General features: G+C 70.7%; 23 protein-coding genes and 1 riboswitch. Of the genes, 13 read left to right on the top strand and 10 right to left on the bottom strand.

Features of this window, described 5'->3' with window-relative positions:
• Positions 1–86 precede the first annotated feature (86 nt).
• Together AC3RX0_RS01560 and AC3RX0_RS01555 are read left to right on the top strand one after the other, a co-directional pair.
• The gene (locus tag AC3RX0_RS01560; RefSeq protein WP_491504187.1) at positions 87–1040 is read left to right on the top strand and encodes a hypothetical protein; all 954 of its coding nucleotides are present in this window, start codon (positions 87–89) and stop codon (positions 1038–1040) included.
• A 2-nt stretch (positions 1041–1042) separates the two neighbouring features.
• Positions 1043–1561, top strand: a complete 519-nt coding sequence (locus tag AC3RX0_RS01555; protein ID WP_491504186.1) for a peptidase inhibitor family I36 protein — start codon at positions 1043–1045, stop codon at positions 1559–1561.
• 34 nt (positions 1562–1595) lie between these two features.
• Here AC3RX0_RS01555 and AC3RX0_RS01550 read toward each other — a convergent pair whose 3' ends face one another.
• The 8 genes from AC3RX0_RS01550 to AC3RX0_RS01515 all read right to left on the bottom strand — a co-directional run bounded on the left by AC3RX0_RS01550 (position 1596) and on the right by AC3RX0_RS01515 (position 11156).
• Positions 1596–2711, bottom strand: coding sequence for an adenosine deaminase (locus AC3RX0_RS01550; RefSeq protein WP_491504185.1), 1116 nt, complete (start codon positions 2709–2711; stop codon positions 1596–1598).
• A 49-nt stretch (positions 2712–2760) separates the two neighbouring features.
• A complete protein-coding gene (locus AC3RX0_RS01545; protein WP_491504184.1) occupies positions 2761–4071 on the bottom strand; it encodes a thymidine phosphorylase in 1311 nt (436 codons plus the stop codon).
• On the bottom strand, positions 4068–4466 hold the full coding sequence (locus tag AC3RX0_RS01540) for a cytidine deaminase (protein WP_491504183.1): 399 nt from the start codon (positions 4464–4466) through the stop codon (positions 4068–4070). Before AC3RX0_RS01540 ends, AC3RX0_RS01545 begins: the two co-directional genes overlap by 4 nt.
• Before the next feature lie 73 nt (positions 4467–4539).
• Complete coding sequence (locus tag AC3RX0_RS01535) at positions 4540–5820, bottom strand: ABC transporter permease (protein ID WP_491504182.1); 1281 nt, start codon at positions 5818–5820, stop codon at positions 4540–4542.
• Positions 5817–7172: an ABC transporter permease gene (locus AC3RX0_RS01530; RefSeq protein WP_491504181.1), complete on the bottom strand. Its 1356-nt coding sequence runs from the start codon at positions 7170–7172 to the stop codon at positions 5817–5819. Before AC3RX0_RS01530 ends, AC3RX0_RS01535 begins: the two co-directional genes overlap by 4 nt.
• Positions 7169–8686, bottom strand: coding sequence for an ABC transporter ATP-binding protein (locus AC3RX0_RS01525; protein WP_491504180.1), 1518 nt, complete (start codon positions 8684–8686; stop codon positions 7169–7171). The genes AC3RX0_RS01530 and AC3RX0_RS01525 overlap by 4 nt, the downstream gene beginning before the upstream one ends.
• Positions 8687–8777: 91 nt before the next feature.
• Entirely contained in the window at positions 8778–9905 is a 1128-nt protein-coding gene (locus AC3RX0_RS01520) for a BMP family lipoprotein (RefSeq protein WP_491504179.1), read from the bottom strand.
• 135 nt (positions 9906–10040) lie between these two features.
• Positions 10041–11156, bottom strand: a complete 1116-nt coding sequence (locus AC3RX0_RS01515) for a mannose-1-phosphate guanylyltransferase (RefSeq protein WP_491504178.1) — start codon at positions 11154–11156, stop codon at positions 10041–10043.
• A 164-nt stretch (positions 11157–11320) separates the two neighbouring features.
• Here AC3RX0_RS01515 and sdhC point away from each other — a divergent pair, with 164 nt between their 5' ends.
• From sdhC to AC3RX0_RS01470, 9 genes are all read left to right on the top strand, one after another.
• Positions 11321–11755, top strand: a complete 435-nt coding sequence (sdhC, locus tag AC3RX0_RS01510) for a succinate dehydrogenase, cytochrome b556 subunit (protein WP_491504177.1) — start codon at positions 11321–11323, stop codon at positions 11753–11755.
• A gap of 1 nt (position 11756) precedes the next feature.
• Positions 11757–12212: a succinate dehydrogenase hydrophobic membrane anchor subunit gene (locus tag AC3RX0_RS01505; protein ID WP_491504176.1), complete on the top strand. Its 456-nt coding sequence runs from the start codon at positions 11757–11759 to the stop codon at positions 12210–12212.
• A gap of 34 nt (positions 12213–12246) precedes the next feature.
• On the top strand, positions 12247–14052 hold the full coding sequence (gene sdhA / locus AC3RX0_RS01500; RefSeq protein ID WP_491504175.1) for a succinate dehydrogenase flavoprotein subunit: 1806 nt from the start codon (positions 12247–12249) through the stop codon (positions 14050–14052).
• Positions 14052–14819: a succinate dehydrogenase iron-sulfur subunit gene (locus AC3RX0_RS01495; protein ID WP_491504174.1), complete on the top strand. Its 768-nt coding sequence runs from the start codon at positions 14052–14054 to the stop codon at positions 14817–14819. The genes sdhA and AC3RX0_RS01495 overlap by 1 nt, the downstream gene beginning before the upstream one ends.
• Positions 14820–14881: 62 nt before the next feature.
• Positions 14882–16162, top strand: coding sequence for a YihY/virulence factor BrkB family protein (locus AC3RX0_RS01490; protein WP_491504173.1), 1281 nt, complete (start codon positions 14882–14884; stop codon positions 16160–16162).
• A gap of 28 nt (positions 16163–16190) precedes the next feature.
• A complete protein-coding gene (locus tag AC3RX0_RS01485; RefSeq protein ID WP_491505348.1) occupies positions 16191–17033 on the top strand; it encodes an exodeoxyribonuclease III in 843 nt (280 codons plus the stop codon).
• A 69-nt stretch (positions 17034–17102) separates the two neighbouring features.
• Entirely contained in the window at positions 17103–18113 is a 1011-nt protein-coding gene (gene trpS, locus AC3RX0_RS01480; protein WP_491504172.1) for a tryptophan--tRNA ligase, read from the top strand.
• A 313-nt stretch (positions 18114–18426) separates the two neighbouring features.
• Complete coding sequence (locus tag AC3RX0_RS01475; RefSeq protein WP_491504171.1) at positions 18427–18987, top strand: GNAT family N-acetyltransferase; 561 nt, start codon at positions 18427–18429, stop codon at positions 18985–18987.
• Between the two features lie 59 nt (positions 18988–19046).
• On the top strand, positions 19047–19907 hold the full coding sequence (locus AC3RX0_RS01470; RefSeq protein ID WP_491504170.1) for a DNA-formamidopyrimidine glycosylase family protein: 861 nt from the start codon (positions 19047–19049) through the stop codon (positions 19905–19907).
• A gap of 68 nt (positions 19908–19975) precedes the next feature.
• Here the strand turns inward: AC3RX0_RS01470 and glpK are convergent, their stop codons facing one another.
• Positions 19976–21526, bottom strand: coding sequence for a glycerol kinase GlpK (gene glpK, locus AC3RX0_RS01465; protein WP_491504169.1), 1551 nt, complete (start codon positions 21524–21526; stop codon positions 19976–19978).
• Between the two features lie 212 nt (positions 21527–21738).
• Here glpK and AC3RX0_RS01460 point away from each other — a divergent pair, with 212 nt between their 5' ends.
• Positions 21739–22233 carry an SRPBCC family protein gene (locus tag AC3RX0_RS01460; RefSeq protein ID WP_491504168.1) on the top strand — a complete coding sequence of 165 codons (495 nt, stop codon included), beginning with the start codon at positions 21739–21741 and terminating at the stop codon, positions 22231–22233.
• Positions 22230–22907: a methyltransferase domain-containing protein gene (locus tag AC3RX0_RS01455; RefSeq protein WP_491504167.1), complete on the top strand. Its 678-nt coding sequence runs from the start codon at positions 22230–22232 to the stop codon at positions 22905–22907. The genes AC3RX0_RS01460 and AC3RX0_RS01455 overlap by 4 nt, the downstream gene beginning before the upstream one ends.
• A gap of 12 nt (positions 22908–22919) precedes the next feature.
• On the opposite strand, the gene AC3RX0_RS01450 is transcribed toward AC3RX0_RS01455, so the two are convergent.
• Positions 22920–24632, bottom strand: coding sequence for a glycerol-3-phosphate dehydrogenase/oxidase (locus tag AC3RX0_RS01450; protein ID WP_491504166.1), 1713 nt, complete (start codon positions 24630–24632; stop codon positions 22920–22922).
• Positions 24633–24752: 120 nt separating this feature from the next.
• Positions 24753–24905: riboswitch (FMN riboswitch) on the top strand.
• Position 24906 lies beyond the last annotated feature (1 nt).

Raw genomic sequence — 24906 nt, 5'->3', positions numbered from 1 at the left:
GCCGGCGACGGCGTGGGACGGCGTGTCGTCGAGCCGTGGGAGGGGTACCATGGCGAGGTGCCGAGATTCCCGAGCGAGGCGCAGCCGTGAGCGACGACGCCGGTTTGCGCCCTGACCCGACCCCGGCATCGCCGCAGGCGTCGGATGCCGCGGCCCCCGGCACGGATTCGCTCCCGACCCTCGCAGAGCAGGCCGCACGCCCCCGGCGTCGCGCGTCGCGCCGTCACGCGCTGGTCGTCCTCGGCACCGCGGTGGCCGCGACGCTCCTGGCCGTCTTCGCTGGCACGTCGCAGACCCCGGCGACGACCGAGCCGACGGCTCTGGCGGTCACCCCGCCGCTGGCGCAGCTGCACGCGATCGACAACGACGCCGCGGGCGCCATGGCGGGACTCGCGCGCACGGCCGCGAAGTCCCCGACCGCGGCGGCGGACACGATCTCGTATCAGACCTGGACGTTGAACACCGAGGTGGACGGCGCGCAGCGCATCAGCGCGCAGTTCATCCAGCCGCAGGACGTCTCGGTCGCCGAGAAGGACGGCGTGGTCGCGGTCACGTCCCGGGCGGGCACGCCGTACGCCGAGACAGGTGCGGCCGTCATTCCCGCCAGCGCCCATCCGGTGGGGCAGGTGCTCGACCAGTACACCACCGAGAACCCGATTCCCGAGCCTCCGCGGACCGCGGAGAAGTGGGCCGGGTACTTCGCGCAGACGTTCGGTGTGGCGGCCTCGGCCCCCGCCGGCGAGCTTCTGCTGCAGGTGCCCAGCATCCTCGACTTCCGGCGTCTCGACGCCGAGCAGGCCTCGGCCATGCTCACGTTCCTGAGCACCGCCCACGCACTGGACGTGGCGGGAACCGGCCGCGACCGGCTGGGCCGGCGCGGCGTGGTGTTCGTCGGTCCCGCGAACGACGGGGCCTACCAGACCCGGGCCACGGTCGATTCCCGCACCGGCCGGATCCTCGCCATCGAGGTCGTCTACGTCGGCGGCGACCGCACCGACATCACGTCCCCGTCGATCACCGAGTACACCGCCTGGAGGTAAGCATGCGCGTCGCGCACGTCCTGCTCGCTCTGTCCGCCCTCGTCGTCCCGTTCACCGCTGCGCCCGCGTGGGCCGCCGACACCGCACCCGCATCGGGCGTGCAGGCCGAGGTCGACGCCGTCATCGCCGCGCACGGCGGCACGCAGACCGCCTGGAACGAGGTCAGCTGGGACGACGGAGCGGTCGTGCTCACGCTGGAGGACCCCGCGAAGGCCCCCGCGGAGAGCCCCGTAGGCGCCGCCGCCCGCACCTCGACGGTCAGCCCGGCCAGCATCGGCTCGTGCGTGACCGGCCGGTACTGCGTGTACTCGGGCGCCGGCTACACCGGCAGCAAGCTGACCTTCAGCACCTGCACGACGGGCAACTCGGTGCGGGCGCTGCCGCAGGTGCGCTCGATCGCCAACGCCCGCACGAGCGGCACCGTCCGCGCCTACAACGGCTCGACGCTGCGCGCGACCGTGTACGCCGGCTCGGGCGCGTCCCTGATCAGCGGCACGGTCACCACGGTCTCGTGCTCGTAGCGGCCCGCGCCCGCTGAAGACGCCCGATCGCAGATCAGCGGTCGAAGCCGGCGGCGATCACCTCGACGAGCTCTTCGCGCTCCTCGACCGGCAGGAAGGCGCCGGCGGCGGCGTTCAGCTGGAACGCCTCGATGTCGGCCAGGTCGTACTCGAACGCCTCGGCCAGCAGCGCCAGCTCGCGGGTCAGCGAGGTGCGGCTCATGGTGCGGTTGTCGACGTTCACCGTCACCGCGAAACCGAGCTGGTACAGCAGGTCGAACGGGTGGTCCGACAGCTCGGTGCCCCATGCCGCGATCGCGCCGGTCTGCAGGTTCGAGGACGGCGAGAGCTCCAGCGGGATCTCGCGGTCGCGCACCCAGCGCGCCACGTCGCCGAAGCGCACCTGCACGTCGTCGCCGTCGCGACCGACGAACTCGAGGTCCGAGGCGATGCGCACGCCGTGGCCCAGCCGCAGCGCCCGCCCGTCGAGGATCGCCGAGCGGATCGAGTCCACGCCGGCCGCCTCGCCCGCGTGCACCGTCGCCGGGAAGAACTCGGACGCGAGGTAGTCGAACGCCTCGCGCAGACGCGAGGGCGGAAAGCCGTCCTCAGGCCCGGCGATGTCGAACCCGACCGCGCCGCGCTCTCGCCACCGCACGGCGAGCTGCGCGATCTCGAGCGACCGGTCGGTGTGGCGCATCGCCGAGATGAGCTGGCCGACGCGGATGTCGTGCCCGGCCGAGGCCGCGGCGTCCTCTCCCTCGTCGATGCCTCGCTGCACGGCGTCGACCGCCTCGTCGAGGCTGAGGCCGCCCGAGACGTGCTGCTCGGGCGCCCAGCGCACCTCGCCGTAGACGACGCCGTCGGCGGCGAGGTCCTCGACGAACTCGCGAGCCACACGCGTGAGCTGCGCGCGCGTCTGCATGACGGCGGTGGTCAGGTCGAACGTCTTCAGGTACTCGACGAGCGAGCCCGAGTCGCTCTGCGTCGCGAACCAATCGCCGAGGGCCGCCGCGTCGTGCTCGGGCACCTCGATGCCCGCGGCGTCGGCGAGCTCGATGATCGTCGCCGGGCGCAGCGCACCGTCGAGGTGGTCGTGCAGCGACACCTTCGGGAGGCTCCGCAGCGAGACGCCGCCGATGCGGACGTCTGCGTTCTGATCGATGGACATGGGGCTCCTCACGACGACGATGGATGCCGCAGCCGCCGGCTGCGAGAGGTCAGGCGGTGATGCGCTCGATCACGATGGAGCGGCGCTCGGCCGGGGCCGCGGGCGCGGGCTCGACGGCCCAGCCGCCCTCGAGCACCTCGAGCGCGCGCGGGATGCGCGACGCGTCGGCGGCCCCGAGGGTGAACAGCGCTTGACCGGCTGCCACGCTATCACCCGGCTTGACGTGCAGATCGATCCCGGCCTCGTGCACGACGGGGTCCTGGGGTCGGGCGCGGCCGGCGCCCAGGCGCCAGGCGGCCACGCCGAAGTCCCAGGCGTCCACCCGGGTGACGACGCCGGCGGCCGGCGCGGTCACGGTGTGCGTCTCGCGAGGGGTCGGCAGCGCCGCGTCGGGGTCGCCGTCCTGCGCGCGGATCATGGAGCGCCACACGTCCATGGCCCGGCCGTCCCGGAGGGCCGCCTCGACGTCGGCGCCGGGGTGGCCGGCCAGCGCCAGCATCTCGCGGGCGAGGGTGACCGTCAGCTCCACGACATCCGCGGGGCCGCCCCCGGCGAGCACCTCGACCGACTCGCGCACCTCGTTCGCGTTGCCGATCGCCAGGCCCAGCGGGGTGTCCATGTCGGTGATGAGGGCGGTGGTGGCCACCCCCGAGTCCGCGCCGAGCGCGACCATCGTCTGGGCGAGCTCACGGGCCCGGTCGAGGTCGTGCATGAACGCGCCCGAGCCGACCTTCACGTCGAGCACGAGCGACTCGGTGCCCTCGGCGATCTTCTTCGACATGATGCTCGACGCGATCAGCGGGATCGCCTCGACCGTGCCGGTGACGTCGCGCAGCGCGTACAGCCGCTTGTCGGCGGGGGCCAGGCCCGACCCCGCGGCGCAGATGACCGCGCCGATGTCGCGCAGCTGCGCGAACAGCTCGTCGTTCGACAGCGCCGCGCGCCACCCCGGGATCGACTCGAGCTTGTCGAGGGTGCCGCCGGTGTGGCCCAGACCCCGGCCGCTCAGCTGCGGGACGGCGACCCCGAACGCGGCGACCAGCGGCGCCAGCGGCAGCGTGATCTTGTCGCCGACCCCGCCCGTGGAGTGCTTGTCGACGGTGCGCCGGCCGAGGCCCGCGAAGCTCATCCGCTCGCCCGAGGCGATCATCGCGTCGGTGAGCACCCGGATCTCGCTGCGCTCCATGCCGTTCAGCAGCACCGCCATCGCGAAGGACGCCATCTGCGCGTCGGTGACATACTCGCGGGTGTAGGCGTCCACCATCCAGCGCAGCGCCGCCTCGGAGTTGCCCGTCCGGTCGCGCTGGGCGCGGATCACGTCGACGGCGTCGAAGGGTTCGACTCGCTCGCGCTCGGTCATCGCGCCGTCTCCAGGTCGCGGGGGCCGAACGCGTCGGGCAGCACCTCGTCGATCGTGCGGATGCCCGAGACCGTGTCCAGCAGCATTCCGGGGATCGCATGCTCGAACAGCAGCTGGCGGCAGCGGCCGCACGGCATGATCGTCGCCCCGTCGCCGTTCACGCACGCGAACGCCACGAGCCGCCCGCCGCCGGAGCGGTGCAGATCCGAGACCAGGCCGCACTCGGCGCACAGGGTGAGTCCGTACGACGCGTTCTCGACGTTGCAGCCCGAGATGATCCGCCCGTCGGTGACCAGCGCGGCCGCCCCCACGCGATACCGCGAGTACGGCACGTACGCGTGCTCGGCGGCCTCACGCGCCGCCGCGTGCAGCGCATCCCAGTCGATGTCGGTCACGATGATCGCTCTTCTTTCGCGTCGGGGGTGGATGCCGCGGCCTGCCGCGTGCGCGCGGCCGCGGCATCCGGTGTCATCCCTTGATGTACGGTTTGCCGTCGGCGGCGGGCGCCTTGATCTGACCCGCGAACCCGGCCACCGCCAGGATCGTCACGATGTACGGCAGCATCAGCATGAACTCGCTGGGGATCGGCGTCTTCAGCACCGTGAGCAGATTCTGCAGGTTGGTCGCGAAGCCGAACAGCAGCGCCGCCAGGGTCGCCTTGATCGGATCCCACCCGCCGAAGATCACCGCGGCCAGCGCGATGAAGCCGAGGCCCGCGGTCATGTCCTTCGTGAAGTGCGGCACCGAGACGAGCGTGAAGTACGCACCGCCGATGCCGGCGATGGCGCCGGCCAGCAGCACGTTCCAGAACCGGGTCGGGTTGACCTTGATGCCCACCGTGTCGGCGGCCTTCGGGTGCTCGCCGACCGCGCGCAGCCGCAGACCCCACCGGGTGCGGTACATGCCCCACGCCACGACGGCGACGATGACGTACATCAGGTAGACGATGAACGGCTGGCGGAAGAACACCGGACCGATGACCGGGATGTCGCCCAGCAGCGGGATGTTCCACTTCGGGAAGGTCGGCGCGCTGTTCAGGGTCTGCTGGTTGGGCGCCAGCAACGCCCCGTAGAGGAACCCGGTCAGGCCCGAGACCAGCACGTTCAGCACGACGCCGACGATGATCTGATCGACGAGGTAGCGGATCGCGAAGGCTGCGAGCACGAACGCGACGAACACGCCGCCGATCATCGCGCCGATCAGGCCGACGTACGGGTTGCCGGTGATGCTCGCCAGGAGCACCGCGCTGAACGCGCCCAGCAGCAGCTGGCCCTCGATCGCGATGTTCACGACGCCGCCGCGCTCGCCGATCACGCCGGCCAGGGCGCCGTACACGAGCGGCACCGACAGCGACAGCGCGCCGGCGAGGGTGCCGGCGACCGGGACGACACCGCCGTCCTGCGCGGCCCATGTCAGGAAGGCGAACATCGCGAGGATCGCGAAGACGATCGGCAGCCAGAGCCGCGTGTGGCGGTAGGCCACGGCATCCAGCCACGTCCACACGGTCAGCAATGCCAGCAGCACCCACGTGATCCACACCGTCGGCGCTGCCGGGACGTGCATGTCAGCCAGCGCGATCGCCGAGCCCGAGTCGCTCAGGCGGAACACGCTGTCGCCGGCGACCGGCGAGAACAGGAACAGCAGGCCCAGCAGGACGTCGACGATCGACAGCGTGATCGGCAGCTTCAGGTGCCGGGTGCGCACGACGTCGAGGTGGATCTCTGCCACCTCGGTGGCAAGAGCCGTCATGAGGCCACCGCCTTCTGCTCGGCCGCTGCGCGTTTGCGGGCGATGCGCGCCCGCCCGCGCGACGAGCGCTCGGAGTCGTCCTTGGGCAGGCCGAAGATCGTGCGCACCAGGGGCGGGGCTGCGATGAACAGCACGATCATCGACTCGACGACCAGCACGATGTCGACGGGGATGCCCTGCGCCGCCTGCATCGTGAACGAGCCGGCCTTCAGCGCCCCGAACAGCAGGCCCGCCCAGAACGTCCCCCATGCGCGGCTGCGGCCGAGCAGCGCCACGGTGATCGCGTCGAAGCCGATGCCGGCGTCGATGCCGCCGTCGAAGCCGCTGGTGACCGCGCCGAGGATCTGGTTCATGCCGGCCAGGCCCGCCAGTGCGCCGGCGAGCAGCATGGCGTACACGTACATGCGCTGCACGCTGATGCCTGCCGCCCGTGCGGCGTGCGGGTTCTCGCCGACCGCGCGCAGGCGGAACCCGAGACTGGAGTGCTCGACGAGCCACCAGACGATCAGGGTGGCGACGATCACGACCGGGAAGCCCCAGTTCAGCAACGGGAACTGCGGGCCGAACAGCGACGGGAACTGGGCCGACTCGGGCGTCGGCGACGAGATCGGCTGGTTCTGGCCGGGCTTGCGCAGCAGGCCGGGCGTGCGCACCAGCCAGCTGACCAGGTACAGCGCCACGTAGTTCAGCATGATCGTGAGGATCACCTCGTGCGCCCCGGTGCGAGCCTTCACGAGTCCGGCGATGCCGCCCCAGATCGCACCGCCTGCGATGCCGGCGATGAGGGTGAGCGGCAGGTGGATCCACAGCGGCAGGTCGAGGTTGAACGTCACCAGCGCTGCGGTCGCACACGCGACGAGCATCTGGCCGCGGGCGCCGATGTTGAACAGGCCGGCGCGGAACGCGAGGGCGACGCCGAGCCCGGCGGCGATCAGCGGGGCCGCGAAGCCGAGGGTGTTCGTCAGCGGCCGGATGAACCGGATGAACGAGGCCGCCTCGGGGTTGACGATCGCCCCCTGGAACATCGCATAGTAGGCGCCCGACACCGACTGCCAGATCGCGGCGAGCGTGTCGCCGGGGCGCGAGAAGAAGTAGCCGGCCGCGGCCTGCACGTTCTCGTCGGTGGCCGCGATGAGGATGCCGCCGACGATCATCGCGGCGACGATCGCGAGGATCGTGGTGACCACCGATCCGCGCAGCATCTCGCGGATCAGCTGGTTCGACCGCGGCGCGGGCGGGATGTCCTTGATCGCGTGGGTGGACTGGCCGGTGAGGGGGCCGGATGCCGTGGGCAGCTGTTCGACGGGCAGCCCGGCGCTCTCGGTGCCTGCGCCCGGGACTCGGTCGCTCATGCAGCGTCCTCCGTGGGGTTCTCGCCGGCCATCATGAGGCCGAGCACGTCGCGCGGGGTATCGGCCGGGACGATCCCGACGATGCCGCCGCGGTACATCACCGCGATCCGGTCGGCGAGGGCGACGACCTCGTCGAGCTCGGTCGAGACGACGACCACCGGCACGCCGGCGTCGCGGGTGGCGATGATGCGCTTGTGGATGAATTCGATCGAGCCGACGTCGACACCGCGGGTGGGCTGCGAGGCCAGCAGGAGCTTGAGGTCGCGGCTGAGCTCGCGGGCGATGACGACCTTCTGCTGGTTGCCGCCCGACAGGGCGCCGGCGGGGCTCGCGGGGCCCTGCGTGCGGATGTCGAACTCGGTGATCTTCTCGCGCGCGAACGCGTCGAGGTCGCGGCGGCGGATCGTGGCCGCCGACTGGAAAGCGGGGTCGCCGCTGCGGTCGAGGATCAGGTTCTCGGCGACCGAGAACGTGCCGACGAGCCCGTCCTCCTGCCGGTCCTCGGGCACGAACCCGACGCCTTCGTCGAGGATGCGGCGCACGCTCTGGCCGACAAGCTCGGTGCCGTCGAGGGTGATCGTCCCCTCGACCTTGTCCTGCAGGCCGACGATCGCCTCGGCGAGCTCGGTCTGGCCGTTGCCCTGCACGCCGGCCACGGCCAGCACCTCGCCGGGGCGCACGTCGAGGTCGACGCCGTCGACCACGACCGTGCCGTCCAGGCCCAGCACGCGCAGGCCGCGCACCTCGAGGCCGGCGCCGGCGCCGATCTTCGGCGGGTCCTTGTGCACCGTGAGCTCGACGGCGCGACCGACCATCATCGAGGCGAGCTCGGTGTTGGTCGCGGTCGGGCTCGCCTCGCCGATCACCTTGCCCAGACGCACGACGGTGATGCGATCGGCGACCTCGCGCACCTCGCGCAGCTTGTGCGTGATGAACACGATGGCGGTGCCCTCGTCGCGCAGCTGGCGCATGATCCGCATGAACTCGTCGGTCTCCTGCGGAGTGAGCACCGCGGTCGGCTCATCGAAGATGAGGATCTTGGCGTCACGGGCGAGGGCCTTGACGATCTCGACGCGCTGCTGCACGCCCACGGGCAGGTTCTCGACGCGCGCGTCGGGGTCGAGCTGGAAGCCGAAGCGATCGGACACCTCGCGTACGCGGCGTCGGGCCGCGGCGAGGTCGAGGACGCCGGGGCCCTTCGTGTCCTCGTGGCCGAGCATCAGGTTCTCGGCGACGGTGAACACCGGGATGAGCATGAAGTGCTGGTGCACCATGCCGATGCCGGCGTCGATGGCGTCGCCCGGACCGCGGAAGTGCTGCGGCACCCCGTCGATCAGGATCTCGCCCTCGTCGGCCTGATACAGCCCGTAGAGCACGTTCATCAGCGTCGACTTGCCGGCGCCGTTCTCGCCGAGCAGCGCATGGATCTCACCGCTGCGCAACTCGAGGTCGATGTGGTCGTTGGCCACCAGGCTTCCGAAGCGCTTCGTCACGCCTCGCAGCTCCAACTTCATACTGTGCACCCTATCCGCAATGGGAATCGTCACGAAGGAAGGCGGTCGGACCGGATGCGAGGCATCCTGTCCGACCGCCCGTCGCCGTCGATTACTTCGGCGAGTTGGTCGAGGTGACCTTCAGGTCGCCCGAGATGATCTGCTTCTTCAGCTCGTCGAGCTTGTCGGTCAGGCCGGCCGGCAGCTTGCTCTCGAAGTCGTGGAAGCTCGACAGGCCCACGCCGTCGTTCTCGAGCGTGCCGATGTAGGGCGTGACGTCGTACTTGCCGCTGGCGGCCGAGGTGACGGTGTCGTAGACGGCCGAGTCGATGCGCTTCATGATCGAGACCAGCGTGACGCCGGCGACCGACGGGTCGGCCACGGCCAGGTCGGAGTCGACGCCCAGCATCACGGTGTTCTTGCCGCTGTCCTTGATGGCGGCCGCGGCGCTCTGGTAGATCGGGCCGCCGACCGGCAGGATCACGTCCACGCCCTGGTCGAGGATGCCCTTGGCGGTCTGCTTGGCGGTGTCGTTGGCCGCGAAGCCGCCCGTGAACGAGCCCTTCTGCTTCGTGGCATCCCAGCCGAAGGTCTTCACGTCGGCGCTGTTGTCCTTGTTGTACGCCTGGACGCCGTCGACGAAGCCGTCCATGAAGATGGCGACCGACGGGATCTGCAGGCCGCCGAACGTGCCGACCTTGTCGACCTTGTCCTGGTGCGACCAGGCGGCGGCGGCGTAGCCGCCGAGGTACGCGGCCTCGACCGTGTTGAAGAGGATGGGCTTGATGTTCGGAGCGTCGGGCTTTCCGTCGCCGTTCGCGTCCGCGCCGTCGTCGATGATGGCGTAGTTGATGTCGGGGTTGGCCAGTGCCGACTTGATCGTGTCGGCCGACAGCTTGAAGCCGACCGAGATGATCAGGGTGCAGTTCTGCGAGACCATGCTGTCGAGGTTCGGCGCGTAGTCGCTGGCCGAACTGGACTCGGCCTCGACGGCCTTCACGCCCAGGTCCTTGGCGGCCTTGTCGATGCCGTTCTTGGCGGACTCGTTGAACGAGCGGTCGTTCCACCCGCCGTCGTCCGACACGATGCAGGGCTTGAAGCCGGCGACGGCCTTCGCCTTCGCGGAGCCGCTGCTCGACGGGTTGTTCGCCGCGGGCGCCTGGCCGCAGCCGGCGAGCGCGAGAACGAGGCCCGCTGCGGCGACGGCGCCTGCGAGCTTGCGTGCAGAAGAGATGGTCAAGTCGACCTCCACAACAGATTGGGCGCCGCGGGATTTCGCGGCGAGGTGCTTCGAAGTTACCCAGTGTGACACCCGGATTGCGCACTTCGCACCCCTGTGCACGCGAATGGTTATCAACCCGCAATGATGCCGGCGCTACAACACATCACCGCGCCCGGTGAGCTTGAGCGCGTCGACGACGCCCTTGACCCGTTGGGCGTTCTCGCTCGTGGTCACCAGCAGCGCGTCCGGAGTGTCGACCACGACGATGTTCTTCACGCCGATCAGCGAGATGACCCGGTTGGTCTGGCTGACCACGATGCCGCTGGCGGCGTCGGAGAGGATGCGGGCGTTCGGTCCCAGGATCGCCAGGTCGTTCGGCCGACCGTGCGAGTTGAGCTTGGCCAGGCTCGCGAAGTCGCCCACGTCGTCCCAGTCGAAGTGCCCCGGGACCACCGCGAGCCGGCCGCGCTCGGCGGCGGGCTCGGCGACGGCGTAGTCGATCGCGATCTTCTCCAGCGTCGGCCACACCCGGTCGACGACCGGGCCGCGGGCGTCGCGGTCGTCCCAGGCCTCGGCCAGGTCCATGAGCCCGGCGTACAGCTGCGGGCGGTTCTCGGCGATCTCGCCGAGCAGCACGTCGGCGCGCGAGATGAACATCCCCGCGTTCCACAGGTAGGAGCGGTCCGCGTAGTACTCGCGCGCGGTGGCGAGGTCGGGCTTCTCGACGAACCGCTCGACGAGCGCGGCCTCGGGTGCGCCGTCCACGAGCAGCTCGCCGGCCTTCCTTATATAGCCGAATCCGATCGACGGCTCGGTGGGCGGGATGCCGATCGTGCAGATGTATCCCTCACGGGCGACCTCGATCGCCTGCCGCACGGCCCAGTCGAACAGGTGCGGCACCCGGATCACGTGGTCGGCGGCGAACGACCCGACGATCACGTCGGGCTCGCGCCGGGCAAGGATCGCGGCGGCCAGGCCGATCGCGGCGCTCGAGTCGCGCGGCTCAGACTCGAGGAAGACGTTGTGATCGGGAATGCCGGGCAGCTCCTTCTCGACCGCCGCGCGGTGCGCGCGCCCGGTCACCACGGCGATGCGGTCGGGGCCGGACAGCGGCTCGAGCCGATTCCACGTGTCGCGCAGCAGCGTGTGACCGGACCCGGTCAGGTCGTGCAGGAACTTGGGGGCGTCGGCCCGGGACAGCGGCCACAGCCGGCTGCCGATGCCGCCGGCGGGGATGATCGCGTAGAAGTCGGAGACGGGCTCGGGCATGAACCACAGGGTAGCGGAGCGACCGGCGGGTAAGGCCTGCCTGAGTCGCCGCTGTGCGAGGGACGGGAATAGGATGGGAGTCGCGCCTGAGTGACGCCGAGGCCGGTCCGGCCTTCGAGGGGCATCGACCGCCCCGACTCGAGTTCTACCCAGGGAGGACGGCCGTGTCTGTATCAGCACGCGTCACACCGAAGGTATCCGAGACCACTTCCCGAACCCCCCGCGGGACGCTGTACCGCGGGCACGAGGGAATGTGGTCCTGGGTGCTGCATCGCATCACCGGCATCGGGATCTTCTTCTTCCTGCTGGTCCACATTCTCGACACGTCGCTGATCCGCGTCGCGCCCAACGCGTACGACGCCGTCATCAGCACGTACAAGAACCCGATCATGGGCGTCGGCGAGATCATCCTCGTCGCGGCGATCGCGTACCACGCCTACAACGGGCTGCGCATCATCATCGTCGACCTGTCCGAGAAGGGCGCGAAGTACCAGCGCCAGCTCTGGTGGGGCGTGCTGGGGCTGTGGGTGATCACGATGGCCGGCTTCGTCCCCCGTCAGTTCATGGTCATCCTCGCCGAGATCACGGGAGGACACTGACATGACCGCCGACACCGTCGCCGCCCCCCGCAGCCCGCAGGGCACGCCGGCCGGCCCCCGCCGCAAGGTCATCAACCTCGAGAAGTGGGGCTGGATGTTCATGCGCGGCTCGGGCGTGCTGCTGATCGTCCTGATCTTCGGCCACCTGTTCGTCAACCTCATGCTGGGCACCGGCGTCCGTCAGATCGACTTCGCGTTCGTCGCCGGCAAGTACGCCACCCCGTTCTGGCAGTGGTGGGACGTCATCATGCTGTGGCTGGCCCTCATCCACGGCACGAACGGCATGCGCACGATCGTGAACGACTACGTCGGGCACAACACCACGCGGCGCGTGCTGATCTGGGCGCTGTGGGTGGTCGCCGCGTTCCTGATCCTGCTCGGCACGCTCGTGGTGTTCACGTTCGACCCGTGCATCCCGCCCGTCCCGTCAGGCCTGGCCGGCGTCTGCCACGTCTGATCCGCATCGCATCCGAAACGAAGGCATCCCACACGTGAGCACTCAGACAGAAGGCGACGTCGTCAAAGACGGCGTCCACTATCACCAGTTCGACATCGTCATCGTCGGCGCCGGCGGCGCCGGGATGCGTGCGGCCATCGAAGCGGGCCCGGGCGCCAAGACCGCGGTCATCTCGAAGCTCTACCCCACGCGCTCGCACACCGGTGCGGCGCAGGGCGGCATGGCCGCGGCCCTCTCGAACGTCGAAGAGGACAACTGGGAGTGGCACACGTACGACACGGTCAAGGGCGGCGACTACCTCGTCGACCAGGACGCCGCCGAGATCCTCGCGAAAGAGGCGATCGACGCGGTGATCGACCTCGAGAACATGGGGCTGCCGTTCAACCGCACCCCCGAGGGCAAGATCGACCAGCGCCGCTTCGGCGGGCACACGCGCGACCACGGCAAGGCCGCGGTGCGCCGCGCCTGCTACGCCGCCGACCGCACGGGTCACATGATCCTGCAGACGCTGTATCAGAACTGCGTGAAGCTCGGCATCAACTTCTTCAACGAGTTCTACGTGCTCGACCTGATCACGGTGAAGGATGCCGCGGGGGCGACGCAGATCGCCGGCGTCGTGGCGTACGAGCTGGCCACCGGCGAGCTGCACGTGTTCCAGTCGAAGGCGATCATCTTCGCCACCGGCGGGTTCGGCAAGATCTTCAAGACCACCTCGAACGCGCACACCCTCACCGGCGACGGCGTCGGCATCCTCTGGCGCAAGGGGCTGCCGCTGGAGGACATGGAGTTCTTCCAGTTCCACCCGACCGGGCTCTACGGCCTCGGCATCCTGCTCACCGAGGGCGCCCGCGGCGAGGGAGCGATCCTGCGCAACGCGTCGGGCGAGCGCTTCATGGAGCGCTACGCCCCCACCATCAAGGACCTCGCCCCGCGCGACATCGTCGCCCGCAGCATGGTGCAGGAGGTCCTGGACGGCCGCGGTGCCGGCCCCCACAAGGACTACGTCTACCTCGACTGCACGCACCTGGGCGCCGAGGTGCTCGAGACCAAGCTGCCCGACATCACCGAGTTCGCCCGCACCTACCTGGGGGTGGACCCCGTGGTCGAGCCGGTCCCGGTCATGCCCACCGCGCACTACGCGATGGGCGGCATCCCGACCAACAACGACGCCGAGGTGCTGCGCACCAACACCGACGTCGTCCCGGGCCTGTACGCCGCCGGCGAGTGCGCGTGCGTGTCGGTGCACGGCTCGAACCGCCTGGGCACCAACTCGCTGCTGGACATCAACGTGTTCGGCAAGCGCGCCGGTCGCAACGCGGTCGAGTACGTCAAGACCGCCGAGTTCACTCCCCTGCCCGACGATCCCGCCAAGGCGGTGCGCGAGCTCATCGAGGGGCTGCGCAACGGGACGGGCACCGAGCGGATCGCGACGCTGCGCAAGACGCTGCAGAACGACATGGACATGAAGGCCCAGGTCTTCCGCACCGAGGAATCGCTCGGCGAGGTGCTCGCCACGATCGAGGAGCTGCGCGAGCGCTACAAGAACGTGCACGTCGACGACAAGGGCAAGCGGTACAACACCGACCTGCTCGAGGCCGTCGAGCTCGGGTTCCTGCTCGACATCGCCGAGGTCGTCGTCTACGCCGCACGCAACCGCAAGGAGAGCCGCGGCGGCCACATGCGCGACGACTACCCGAAGCGCGACGACGAGAACTACATGAAGCACACGATGGCGTACCTGACCGGCGACCCGCACTCGTCGGACGCCACCGATCACATCACGCTGGACTGGAAGCCCGTGGTCATCACGCGCTACCAGCCGATGGAGAGGAAGTACTGATGTCCACGGTCGCCGAGTCGGAATCCAGCGCCCCGTCCGGGGAGGCGCCGATCCAGTCGTTCCTGGTCACCTTCATCATCCGGCGGTTCGACCCCGAGGTGGACGCCGAGCCGCGCTGGGTGGACTACGACGTCGAGATGTACCCCACCGAGCGCGTGCTGGACGCCCTGCACAAGATCAAGTGGGAGCAGGACGGGTCGCTCTCGTTCCGCCGCTCGTGCGCGCACGGCGTGTGCGGGTCGGACGCCATGCGCATCAACGGCCGCAACCGCCTGGCTTGCAAGACGCTGATCAAGGACCTCGACATCTCGAAGCCGATCTACATCGAGGCGATCAAGGGCCTGCCGCTGGAGAAGGACCTCATCGTCGACATGGACCCGTTCCTCGACGCGTACAAGGCCGTGCAGCCGTTCCTGATCTCGCACTCGAAGCCCGAGCACGGCAAGGAGCGCCTGCAGTCGGCCGAGGAGCGGGCGCGCTTCGACGACACCACCAAGTGCATCCTGTGCGCGGCGTGCACGTCGTCGTGCCCGGTGTTCTGGACCGACGGGCAGTACTTCGGCCCCGCGGCCATCGTGAACGCGCACCGGTTCATCTTCGACTCGCGCGACGACGCGGCCGATGTGCGCCTGGACATCCTCAACGACAAGGAAGGCGTATGGCGCTGCCGGACGACCTTCAACTGCACCGAGGCCTGCCCCCGCGGCATTCAGGTCACCCGCGCGATCGCCGAGGTCAAGCAGGCCGTCCTGCGCGGCGGTCGCTGACCCGTTCCCTGCTGAGCTCGAGCGCCCGTCGGATTCCGGCGGGCGCTCGCTAGTCTGTGACCGTGACCCAGCCCTCGCGCGCACAGCGATCCGCCGGCAGCCATGAGGCGGCGCAGCGGGCCCGGGTGCACGAGGAGCGGCTGAAGGAGCGGTTCGACGAGACCGAGCGCGAGCTGCGCGACCGCTTCGCCGCGCCGATCGCACGCGCGACGCAGCTGACGCATCGCACGCTGGCGCTGTTTCCGGTGCGGGTGTGGCGGCAGTTCCTGCAGCACAACGGATTTCTGCTCGCCGCCGGGGTGAGCTATCAGGCGCTGTTCGCGTTCTTCGCCGCGCTCTACGTCGCGTTCACGATCGTGGGGCTGTGGCTGGGATCCGATTCGGACGCCGTGAGCGACTGGCTGATCGGGCTGATCAACCAGTACGTGCCCGGGCTGATCGGCACGCAGGGCTCGAAGGGCATCATCGAGGCGTCGCAGCTCGTGGGCATCGCCTCCAGGAGCGCCGGCACGCTGACCGTGACCGGCATCATCGCCGCCGGCGCCCTGGCGTGGACCGCGATCGGCTGGGTGACCTTCTCGCGCCGCGCCGTGCGCGACATCCTGGGCCTGCCGCTGGACACGCGCGGCTACGCGCTGCTGAAGGCGCGCGACTTCCTCGCCGCGCTCGCGTTCGGCCTGGCCATGCTCGTCGGCGGCCTGCTGAACAACCTCGGCACATGGGCGCTCACGTTCGTCTTCGACCTGCTGCGCGTCAGCACGGCATCGGGCTGGTTCTACGCGGCGGTGCGCGTGCTGACGATCCTGATCACGCTGGTGCTGAACACCGCCGCGCTGGCAGGGCTGTTCCGCCTGCTGGCCGGCGTCGGGCTCAAGGGCAGACGCGTGCGGCCCGGGGCTCTGCTCGGCGGCATCGGGATCACGGTGCTGCAGCTGAGCGTGGGCCTGCTGCTGCTCTACACCCCGTCCAACCCGCTGCTGGCGACGTTCGCGATCTTCATCGGGCTGCTGCTGTGGTTCCGGCTGATCGGGATCGTCACGCTGGTGGCCGCCTCGTGGATCGCCGTGGCCGCCGGCGACGACGACATCCCGCTGGAGCGGCTCAGCGAGCAGGAGCGGCTGCGCGCCGCGCACGAGCAGCTGCTGCGCGCCGCCCGGGAGCGTCTGCGCACGGCGCAGGCCGAGCGCGACGCGACCCCCTGGTTCCGCCGGCTGCGCGCGAACCGCGCCGTGCGCGAGGCCGAGAGCGAGCTGCTGCAGGTCGAGACAGCGGCGCCGGCACCGCGGGCCCGCGCCGGCGGGGGCGGTGCCGGCGCGCGTGGGCGTGTCGCCGGCCCTCGCTAGGGTGGAACGCGTGCCAGTTCCCGAACGCCTGCCCGACACCCTTCGCATCGCCTCGATCAACGTGAACGGCATCCGTGCCGCCGTGCGCAACGGCATGCTCGACTGGCTCGAGACGGCCGACGTCGACGTCATGGCGCTGCAAGAGGTGCGGGCCACGACCGACCAGCTGACCGCCGCCCTGCCCGGCTGGCGGATCGTGAACCACGAGGCGCTCGCGAAGGGCCGCGCCGGTGTCGCGATCGTCACCCGCACGCCGGTGACGGCGGTGCGCGCCGGGCTCGAGGCCGACCAGCTCGACTCCGCGGGCCGGTGGATCGAGGCCGATGTCGCGTTCGGCGATCGCACGCTCACGGTCGTCAGCGCCTATGTGCCGACCGGTGAGGCCGACACGCCCAAGCAGGACCACAAGTGGGCGTTCCTCGACGCGATGACCCTGCGCATGCAGCAGCTCGCCGGCGAGGAGGCGCTCGCGCTGATCATGGGCGATCTGAACGTCGGCCACCGCGAGCTCGACATCCGCAACTGGCGCGGCAACGTCAAGAAGGCCGGGTTCCTGCCGCGCGAGCGCGCCTACTTCGACTGCTTCTTCGGCGACGGCGGCGCCGAGGTCATGTGCGTGGACGGGTCGACCGGCACGGGACTCGGCTGGGTGGATGTCGGCCGCCGCTTCCACGGCGAGGTGGACGGCCCGTACACGTGGTGGTCGAGCCGCGGCAAGGCGTTCGACAACGACACCGGGTGGCGCATCGATTACCACGTCGCCACGCCGGCCCTCGCCGAACGCGTGCGGAACTACTGGATCGGCCGCGCCCCCTCGTGGGACACGCGCTGGAGCGATCACGCGCCGGTCGTCGTCGATTACGCCGTCTGAGCGGTGAGCGCGGTAACCGCGGGTCGACGACGGCGAAGGGACGCGGCATCCACTCAATAGACTGTCGTGGTGAACAAACCCCGCCTCTACTCCGGAATGCAGCCCTCCGCCGACTCTCTTCAGGCCGGCAACTACATCGGGGCGCTGCTGCAGTGGCGGGATCTGCAGGACACCTACGACGCGTACTTCTCGGTCGTCGATCTGCATGCGCTGACCCAGCCGAACGATCCCGCCGAGCTGCGCGAGAAGACCCGCCGCACCGCCGCCCAGTACATCGCCGCCGGCATCGAGCCCTCGCGCTCGACGCTGTACGTGCAATCGCACGTGCCCGCCCACGCCGAGCTCGCCTGGGTGCTGTCGACGGTCACCGGCTTCGGCGAGGCGAACCGCATGACGCAGTTCAAGGACAAGTCGCAGCGCTACGGCGTGGACGCCACGACCGTCGGCCTCTTCACGTACCCGGTGCTGATGGCCGCCGACATCCTGCTGTACCAGACCGACATCGTGCCCGTCGGCGAGGACCAGAAGCAGCACGTCGAGCTGACCCGTGACCTGGCCGAGCGCTTCAACGGCCGCTACGGCAAGGCCTTCGAGGTGCCGCGGCCGGTGATCCAGAAGGAGACCGCCCGCATCTACGACCTGCAGAACCCGACGTCGAAGATGTCGAAGTCGGCGGAGTCGGATGCCGGGGTCCTGTGGCTGCTGGACGAGCCGAGCGTCTCGGCCAAGAAGATCATGCGGGCCGTGACCGACTCCGAGGGCACCGTGCGCTACGACCGCGAGGCCAAGCCGGGCGTGTCGAACCTGCTCGTGATCTACGCGGCCCTGACCGGCCGGCAGATCGGCTCGATCGAGGACGAGTACGCCGGTCGCGGCTACGGCGACTTCAAGAAGGGCCTGGCCGAGGTCGTCGTGAACGAGTTCGGCCCGGTGCGCGAGCGCGCGCTGGCCCTGCTGAACGACCCGGCCGAGCTCGACCGGGTGCTGGCCGCCAACGCGGCGCGTGCGTCCCAAGTCGCCGAGCGCACTCTCGCCGAGGTGTACGACAAGGTGGGCCTGCTGCGCCGCGTCGCGCTCTGAGTCGGGTCTGCCGGACCGTCATGCGCGGGCAGGAGCGTCGTTCTGCGCGACTGACCAGTTGATGGCGGATACGCATCAGCTGGTGAGCGCGTGCGCGGTCGCATGTGGTCGCCTCGGCGCCGCGCAAGCGGCACACCGGGGCGGGGGTTCGAGCCGGGTCCCCGAGCGAGTGCGCTCTTGCCGGACTCACGCTGACGCGGCGGTCGAGATCGCGCAGACTGCGCGCTGAGCGCGCTCCGGCGCACAGTTCGTGCAGTCTCGACCGGGGCCGGCGGCCACGTCCAGCGGCGCGGCCGGCCGCTAGCCTGGTCGGATGCAACTCGTCACGCTGCGCACCGCGCGCCTCGAGCTGAGCCTGCCCACCCGCGATGACGCCGAGGCGATCACGGTGGCCGCGGCCGACCCCGAGGTGCCGCGCTGGACGACGCTGCCGTCGCCGTACGCCTTGAGCGACGCCCACGATTTCATCGCCTTGAACGAGAAGTGGGTGGCCGAGGGGACGCAGCTGAACTGGGCGATCCGCCTCGACGGCGCATGGGTCGGCATGCTGGGACTCGCCCACCTCGCGAAGGGCGGATCGGCCGAGATCGGGTACTGGATGGCGGCGCACGTGCGCGGCCAGGGGCTGCTCACCGAGGCCGCGCGCGCGGCGATCGACTTCGCCTTCGCCCCGGACGGCCTGCACCTCGCGCGCCTCGAGTGGCGCGCGATCGTCGGCAACATCCCGTCGGCGCGCACCGCGCGCACGCTCGGCTTCCGTTACGAGGGGATGCTGCGGCAGGGCCTGTCGGACGCCCGCGGCCGGCACGACGGCTGGATCGCCGGTCTGCTGCGCGACGATGACCGAACGCCGGTGGACTGGCCGATCCTCTGACGCGCATCGCGGGGCGCCCCGCCCTGCCGCGTGTCGGCGCCCCGTGGCAGGATGAACGCATGCCCGAGATGCCCGAGGTGCAAGGTCTCGTCGAGTTCCTGCGCGGGCGCATCACGGGTCTGCAGCTCGCGCGGGCCTCGGTGGCCAACATCGCCGCGCTGAAGACCTATGACCCGCCGATCGACGCGCTGCGCGAGGCGCGCATCACCGACGTCACCCGGCACGGCAAGTTCGTCGACGTCACGACCGAGGCCGCGCACCTGGTCTTCCATCTCGCGAAGGCCGGCTGGCTGCGCTGGTACGACGCGCTGCCGTCGACGATCATCAAGCCCGGGCGCACGCCGATCGCGCTGCGGGTCGCCCTGTCGGACGGCTCGGGCTTCGACCTCACCGAGGCCGGCACCAAGAAGTCGCTCGCGGTGTACGTCGTGCGCGATCCCGCCGATGTGCCCGGCGTCGCACGCCTCGGTCCCGATCCCCTTGATGAGGGGCTCACCCGCGACGCCTTCGCCGCGCTGCTGGCCGGCAAGCGCACGCAGATCAAGGGGCTGCTGCGCGACCAGGCGGTGATCGCCGGCATCGGCAACGCGTACTCCGACGAGATCCTGCACGCGGCGCGCATGTCGCCGTATGCGCTGGCGGCCACCCTCGCTGACGACGAGGTCACAGGTCTGTACTCCGCGATGCTGGCGACAGTGAAGGATGCCGTGGCCGAAGCATCCGGCAAGCCGCCCGCCGATCTGAAGGACGCCAAACGGCGCGGCATGCAGGTGCACGGCCGGCGCGGCGAAGCGTGCCCGGTGTGCGGCGACACGGTGCGCAGCGTGTTCTTCGCCGACAACAGCCTCGAGTACTGTGCGACGTGCCAGACGGGTGGCAAGATCCTCGCCGACCGCCGGCTGTCGCGGTTGCTGAAGTAGCGCATTCCGACTCGGGCGCGCTGCGCGCGTCCTCGCTCAACGAGCGGCCGGCTCAATGAGCGGGTCGGTCAGCCCGCGGGGTCGCGGTCGTCCATCAGCGCCCGGGCATCGGCATCCACCCAGTCCAGCGACTTGCCCACCGCCTTCTGCCACATGCGGTAGCGGCGCTCGCGCTCGTCGGCGTCCATCGCGGGCTCGAACCGCCTGTCCTCGCGCCACAGCGCGCGCAGCTCGTCGAACCCGCCCCACACGCCGGTGGCGAGCCCCGCGGCATACGCCGCGCCGAGCGCGGTCGTCTCGACGATCTCGGGGCGCACGACCGGCATGCCGAGGATGTCGGCCTGGAACTGCATGAGCGTGTCGTTGCGGGTCATACCGCCGTCCACGCGCAGCTCGGGCAGTGCCCGGCCGGTGTCGGCGACGACCGCATCGATCACGTCGCGGGTCTGGAACGCCGTCGCCTCGAGCGCGGCGCGCGCAATATGCCCCTTGTTGACGTACCGCGTCATCCCGACCAAAGCGCCCCGCGCATCGGGCCGCCAATACGGGGCGAACAGGCCCGAGAACGCCGGCACGAAGTACGCGCCGCCGTTGTCGTCGACCGTGGCGGCGAGCGTCTCGACGTCTTCGGAGCGCTGGATGATCCCGAGGTTGTCGCGCAGCCACTGCACGAGCGACCCGGTGACGGCGATCGACCCCTCGACGGCGTAACGGGCGGGTTCGTCCGCGCACCGGTAGGCGACCGTCGTGATGAGGCCGTTGCCGCTGCGCACGATCTGCCCGCCGGTGTTCACGATCAGGAAGTTGCCCGTGCCGTAGGTGTTCTTCGACTCCCCCGCGTCGAACGCGACCTGGCCGAAGGTCGCCGCCTGCTGGTCGCCGAGGATGCCGGCGATCGGGATGCCGCGGGCCACCGCCGGCAGGTCGACCGTGCCGACGACCTCGGACGACGAGCGGATCTCGGGCAGCATCGCGCGCGGGATGTCCCACACGGCGAGCATCTGGTCGGACCAGTCGAGGGTCTCGAGGTCCATCAGCAGGGTGCGCGAGGCGTTGGTGACGTCGGTGACGTGCACGCCCCCGTCGGGGCCGCCGGTGAGGTTCCAGATCAGCCAGGTGTCGGGGGTGCCGAACAGCAGGTCGCCGGCCTCTGCGTCGCTGCGGGCGCCGGGCACCCGGTCGAGGATCCAGGCGACCTTGGACGCCGAGAAGTAGGACGCGAGCGGAAGACCGGTCACCCCGGCGAAACGCTGCGTGCCGTCGGGATGCTCCGCCGCCAGCGCGTCGATCCGCTCCTGCGTGCGGGTGTCCTGCCACACGATCGCGTTGTGGACGGGCTTGCCGGTGCGGCGGTTCCACACGATCGCGGTCTCGCGCTGGTTGGTGATGCCGATGCCGGCGACCTCGCGGGCGGTCAGCCGCGCCCGGGCGAGGGCGTGTGCGACGACCCACTCGGTGTTGGTCCAGATCTCGACCGGGTCGTGCTCGACCTGACCCGCGCGGGGGAAGATCTGCTCGTGCTCGCGCTGCGCGACCGCCACGATGCGCCCGCCGTCGTCGAACACGATCGCCCGTGTGGATGTGGTGCCCTGGTCGATCGCCAGCACGTGTCGCGCCATGCCGCCCTCCCTCACGCCGTCGTCCGGCCAGGCTATCGCGTCGCCGATCGCGCTCCCTTCGACCGGCGAGCCGGGCCGCACGTGTCCGCAGCATGATTCGGCTCGGGCGAAGTGAACGAAACGGCCCGCCGCATCGTGTCATCGGTGAGGGTGACTTCGCCGTGCCCCGCCTGCGAAGGACATCCCCGCGCACCGCGTGGAAGGTCGCCGCCATGACCATCAGAACCGAGAGCCGCATCGCTGTCGCCGCGGCCGTCGATGACGCGTGGGCCTACCTGTGCGACGTCGCCCGGTGGGCGGAGTGGGCGCCGACGGTGCTCGAATGCCGGGTGCGCGGCGGCGGCCCGCTGCGGCCCGGTGCATGGATCGAGCAGCGAGCGCGGGATCTGGGCTGGAATCACCACCGGGTCGAGCAGGTGACGGCGGTCGATGCGCCCCGGACGATGGCGTTCGCCGGCACGATGGCGGCGAGCCCGGCGCGCTGGGGGATGGAGTTCGACTCCGTGGACGGCGGCACGAGCGCGATGATGTGGGTCGAGGTCGAGCTCACGGGCATCCTGCGCACCGTCCCCGCCGGCATGCTCCGCCGCCAGGTGCAGCGCGTGAGCGACATCGAGATGGCCGCGATCAAGACGGCGGTCGAGGGTGATCGATCGGAGGCCGAGCGGCCCGAGGTCGAGCGGCAAGAGGGCGCGGGATCGCCGTGAACCAGGCCGACAACGCTCGGGCGCGCCTGGTCGAGACCTACCGCAGAAAGGCGGCGCACTACGACGTGACGTCCCGGCTGTACCCCGTGCCCGGCTACCCGCAGCGGGCGCAGCGGTTGCGCACGGTGCAGGCGCTCGGGCTGCGCGCCGGCGACAGCGTCGTCGATGTCGCGTGCGGTACGGGCCTGAACTTCGCGCTGCTCGAGCAGGCGATCGGCCCCCGCGGCCGGATCGTCGGGGTCGATCTGACCGACGCGATGCTCGTCCAGGCGGCGGCCCGGGTCCGGGCGATGGGCTGGCACAACGTGACGCTCGTGCAGGCGGACGCGGCCCGGTTCGGCTTTCCATCCGAGGTCGACGCGATCCTGTCGACCTACGCGCTGACCCAGGTGCCCGACTGCGGACGGGTCATCGCCCACGGCGCCGCGGCCCTCGCCGCCGGCGGACGCTGGGCGGTGCTGGATCTGAAGGTCCCCGACCGCACCCCGCGCTGGCTGGCGCGGTTCGCCGTGAGCGTGGTGCCCACTTCGGCGTCGCTCGACGCGTGGGTCGCCCACCGCCCGTGGGAGACCATCCGCGCGGCCATGCAGCAGCTGGCCGACCCGTCCTGGGCCGAGCTGTGCTTCGGGACCGCATTCCTGGCCAGCGGGTCGGGCCGGCCGGTCCCCCGCTGACGAGGGCGTGGTTCAGGATGCCACGGGCACGGCCGCATGCACGGCGGCCAGGGCGCGATCGACCTCGGCGTCGACCGCTGCCGCATCCCAGCCGAGCACGTCGGCCACGGCCTCGGCGACCTCGCGTGCCGCCTCCGGCCCGGCCTGCCCCCGGAACGCGACGTCCGTGCGCCGCAGCAGCAGGTCGTCGAGGTGGCGCACCGCCTCGGTGCGGGCGAGGTGACGCAGTTCGCCGGTGCTGAAGTGCGGCAGCGACGCGAGGGGCGCATCGTCGGGGTCGGCGGCGATCGCCGCGATGACGTCCGCGGCCACGGTGCCGTAGCGCTCGAGCAGCCGGCCGACGCGGATGACCGAGACGACGGCGGCGTGATCGGCGATCCACTGCTGGCGCGCCCGCTCGGTGCGCGGGTAGCCGCGGCCGCCGCCGATCGGCACGCCGCGGGTCGAGCGCCGGCGCGGATGCGCGAGCACCGCCAGCGCCCGGTCGGCCAGGTGCTCGGCCGACGCCCGGAAGGTCGTCCATTTGCCGCCCACGAGGCTCAGGATCCAGGCTCCCGTCCCCGGCAGGGGGACCGTCTCTACCCGGTAGTCGCGCGACACGAAGCCCGGTGCCAGGTCGCCGTGCCCGGGCAGCGGGCGCACCCCGGCATATCGATAGACGATCTGGTCGCGCGCGACCGCCACGCCCGGCAGCACATGCCCGATCAGGTTGAGGAAGTAGTCGACCTCGGCGTCGCTGCACACGATCGGGTCGGCCATGTCGTGCTCGAGATCGCTCGTGCCCACCAGCACGCGGCCCTTCAACGGATAGATGAGCACGATGCGTCCGTCGCTGTGCTCGAAGAACAACTCGCGGCCGCCGGTGGCCGCCAGCAGCTCGGCGTTCTCGAGCACGATGTGCGACCCCTTCGTGCCGCCCATGTAGTGCGTGCGCTCGTGCAGCGCGTCGTTGGTCAGGTCGGTCCACGGGCCCGTGGCGTTGACGACGACGGACGCCGCGAACCGCGTCTGGTCGCCGGTGTCGGCGTCGCGCAGCACGATCCGCCCGCCCTCGATGCCCACGGCCGCGGTGTAGTTGGCCGCGCGGGCGCGACCGGCTCCGGCCGCGTGCGCTCCCGCCGCGATGCCGTCGCGCAGCACGTCCAGCGCCAGGCGCTCGGGATCGCGCAGCGACGCGTCCCAGTACGTCGCGGTGTACTTGATGTCGGGGTTCAGCTGCGGCAGCCGCGCCAGCGAGGCCCGCCGGCCGTGGAATGTGTGCCGCGGCACCCGGCTGCCGCCGCGCGAGAACGCATCGTAGATCTCGAGTCCGATCTTGATCAGCACGGCGCCGCGTTCGTGCGGCACGCTCGTACCGTGGCGCAGGAATCGCAGCGGCGCCGCCAGGATCCCCGCGAACGTGGAGAAGATCGGGATCGTGGTCTGCAGGGGCCGTACGTAGTGCGCGGCGGTGCGCAGCAGCATGTTGCGCTCCGTGACGGCCTCGTGCACGAGCCGGAACTCGCCGTTCTCGAGGTAGCGGATGCCGCCGTGGATCATGTGGCTGGATGCCGCGGATGCGCCGGACGCGAAGTCCGCGCGCTCGACGAGGGCGACGTCGATGCCCTGCATCGCGAGGTCGCGGAAGGCGGCCAGTCCGTTGATCCCGCCGCCGATCACGAGCACGTCCGCGTAGGGGCGGTCGGTGAGCGCGCTGAACCCGACGGTCTCGAGAGTGCCGTGCATGTGTCTGTCCCCTTCCCCCTCCCCAGGCTATGCCGCCCGTGCGCCTTCGAGCGCCGCCCGCGCCGGGAGCCTGGTGGGAATGATCCGGTGCCCGATGCGTTGGGTAGACTCGTGAGCATCAACGTGCTCCGGGGTCGGTGAGAATCCGAACCGGCGGTGACAGTCCGCGAGCTGCTCGCGCCGCGCAGGCGCAGCGGTTGACCCGGTGGAATCCCGGGACCGACGGTGATGCGATGGTCCGCCATCGCTAGTCCGGATGGGAGGCAGCACGCGA

The sequence above is a fragment of the Microbacterium sp. W1-4-2 genome (assembly GCF_058349885.2).
Note: the sequence above shows the minus strand (reverse complement) of the source record. Positions and strands in the feature narration are given on the sequence as shown.